The following is a 2,794-nucleotide window of genomic DNA, read 5'->3' on the forward strand; positions in this document are numbered from 1 at the left end:
CCGCTGCCCGCGTGGGGGCGTGGCGGCCGGACGGGCCGCCGTGCCGCGGTGGCAGTTTGACGCACTGCGACAACCGGTCACATCCGTTCTTAACCAATACCGGACCAGAATTGCCCCAATTACACGTCGTGCGGAGAAGCGCTGTGGACGCGCTGCTGTTATCCAGGATCCAGTTCGGGTTCGTTGTCAGTTTCCATGTGCTGTTTCCGGCCTTCACCATCGGCACGGCCAGCTGGCTGGCCTTCGTCGAATGGCGCTGGCTGCGCACCCGCAATCCGGTCTGGCGCGAGCTGTTCTTCTTCTGGCAGAAGATCTTCGCCGTGTCCTTTGGCATGGGCGTGGTCAGCGGCATCGTCATGGCCTTCCAGTTCGGCACCAACTGGCCACGCCTGAGCGAAGTGGCCGGTACCGTGATCGGGCCATTGCTCACTTACGAAGTGCTCACCGCGTTCTTCCTGGAGGCCAGTTTCCTGGGGGTGATGCTGTTCGGCTGGGACCGGGTCTCACCGCGGCTGCATTTTTTCTCCACCTGCATGGTGGCGCTGGGCACGCTGTTTTCCACGTTCTGGATCCTGTCCTCCAACAGCTGGCTGCACACCCCGGCCGGCTACACGATCATCGACGGCATCGTGCATCCCCAGGACTGGTGGCAGGTGGTGTTCAATCCGTCCTTCCCGTACCGGCTGGCGCACATGGCGCTGGGCTCGTTCATCACCACCTGTTTCGTCATCGGCGGCGTCGGGGCCTGGTACCTGCGCCGCGGTGTGCACCTGGAAGCCGGCCGCAAAATGCTGGTGGCCGCCGTCGCCTTCGCCGCGCTCACGGTGCCGGTGCAGATTTTCGTCGGCGACATGCACGGCCTGAACACGCTCAAGCACCAGCCGATGAAGATCGCCGCGATGGAAGCGCACTGGCATGACACCCCGCCCGGTGAGGGTGTGCCGCTGGTGGTGTTCGCCGTGCCCAACGAAAAAGAAGAACGCAACGATTACGAGATCGCCATTCCCAAGCTCGGCAGCGTGATCCTCACCCACAGCCTGGATGGCACCTTTGCGCCGCTGAGCTCGGTGCCGGCCAGCGAGCGGCCGCCGGTGGTGCCGGTGTTCTACGCGTTCCGCATCATGGTCGGGATCGGCACGCTGATGCTGCTGGTGGCCTGGATCTCGGCCTTCCAGCTGTGGCGTGGACGCCTGCTGCAGTCCACATGGCTGCTGCGCGGCTGGCACTGGATGCTGCCCAGCGGTTTCATGGCGCTGGTGGCCGGCTGGTTCGTCACCGAAATGGGCCGGCAACCGTGGGTGGTGTCTGGCGTGCTGCGCACGGCCGATGCGGTCGGGTCGCACAGCGCGTGGATGACCGCGCTGTCGCTGGCGGTCTACGTCATCGGCTATCTGTTCGTGTTCGGTTGGGGCACCTGGTACCTGGCCAAGATCCTGCGTTCCGGCCCGGCGCCGCATGAACAGCCGCCGCGCGATGACGGCACGCATACACCGGCGCGGCCGCTGTCCGGCGCCGATGAACCGCTGGAGGGGCGCTGACATGGACATGGCAACCGTGTTGACGGTGGCGTGGTTCGCGGTGATCGGTTTTGGCGTGCTGATGTACGTGGTGCTGGACGGCTTCGTGCTCGGCATCGGCATCCTGGCGCCGTTCGCCGAGGACGAGTCGCAGCTGGATGTGATGATGAACACCGCCGCGCCGATCTGGGACGGCAACGAAACCTGGCTGGTGCTCGGCGGCGCCGGGTTGATGACCGCCTTTCCCAAGGCCTATGCGGCGCTGCTGTCGGCGCTGTATCTGCCGGTGCTGCTGCTGGTGATGGCGCTGGTGTTCCGTGGCGTGGCGTTCGAGTTCCGCTTCAAGGCGCAGCGTTCGCGCCGGCTGTGGAGCGTGTCCTTCGCACTGGGCTCGCTGCTGGCCGCTTTCGCGCAGGGCGTGATTCTGGGCGCGCTGGTGGAAGGTTTGAAGATGCAGGACGGGCGCTATGTCGGCGGTGCGTTCGGCTGGTTCAGCCCGTTTTCGATGCTGACCGGGGTGGCGGTGGTCACCGGCTATGCGTTGCTGGGCAGCACCTGGTTGATCCTCAAGACCGGCGGCCGGGAGCAGGCGCTGGCGCGGTCGCTGACGCGGCCACTGATGGTGGCGGTGCTCGTGTTCATGGGCCTGGTTAGCACCTGGCTGCCGTTCCTGCAGTCGCGGGTGATGGAACGCTGGTTCAGCGACGGCAACTTCTGGTGGCTGTCACCGGTGCCGCTGCTGACGCTGGCGGTGGCGGTGGCGCTGTGGCGCAGCGCGATGCACCCGCGCCGCGACCTGCCGCCGTTCCTGCTGACCCTGGCGCTGTTCGTGCTGGGCTTCCTCGGCCTGGTGCTGGGCATGTGGCCGTACCTGCTGCCGCCGACGATGACGCTGTGGCAGGCCGCCGCGCCGGCCACGTCGCTGGGTTTCAGCATGGTCGGACTGGCGCTGCTGCTGCCGGTGATCCTGGGCTATACGGTGTGGTCCTACCGCGTGTTCCGCGGCAAGGTCACCGCCGAGATGGGCTACCACTGACCCGGCATGGCGCGTGCGGCTTGCCAGCCGGGCAAGCCGCCGCCAAGCTAGCCGCCGGTTGTCCGCGCCCCGGTGCGGCCGGTCGTCCATTCGCCCAGCCGAGGTCGTGGTTGTCGTATGCCCGTTGCCCCCGAAGCAGCTTCCTCCCGCGCCGTCCATCCACTTGCCACCGGCCCCAGCGACCGGCCATTGGCGGTGCTCGGCAGCGGCCCGGTGACGCTGGCTACCTTCCTGGCGCAGG

General features: G+C 66.9%; 2 protein-coding genes. Both read left to right on the plus strand.

Going from position 1 to position 2,794, the window contains the following annotated elements; all coding sequences use genetic code 11:
- Positions 1 to 143: 143 nt before the first annotated feature.
- The gene (locus tag JCM9942_RS13480) at positions 144 to 1,538 is read left to right on the plus strand and encodes a cytochrome ubiquinol oxidase subunit I (protein WP_054660306.1); all 1,395 of its coding nucleotides are present in this window, start codon (positions 144 to 146) and stop codon (positions 1,536 to 1,538) included.
- Position 1,539: 1 nt separating this feature from the next.
- Positions 1,540 to 2,553 (plus strand): cytochrome d ubiquinol oxidase subunit II, encoded by a 1,014-nt coding sequence (gene cydB, locus JCM9942_RS13485; protein WP_054660308.1) that lies wholly within the window; start codon positions 1,540 to 1,542, stop codon positions 2,551 to 2,553.
- Positions 2,554 to 2,794: the final 241 nt, after the last annotated feature.

Source organism: Stenotrophomonas pictorum JCM 9942 (genome assembly GCF_001310775.1).
GTDB lineage: Bacteria > Pseudomonadota > Gammaproteobacteria > Xanthomonadales > Xanthomonadaceae > Stenotrophomonas > Stenotrophomonas pictorum.

Bases quoted from the DNA above. Each gene is read 5' to 3' on its own strand.
- cydB (WP_054660308.1), top strand. From the start codon at position 1,540: ATGGACATGGCAACCGTGTTGACGGTGGCGTGGTTCGCGGTGATCGGT.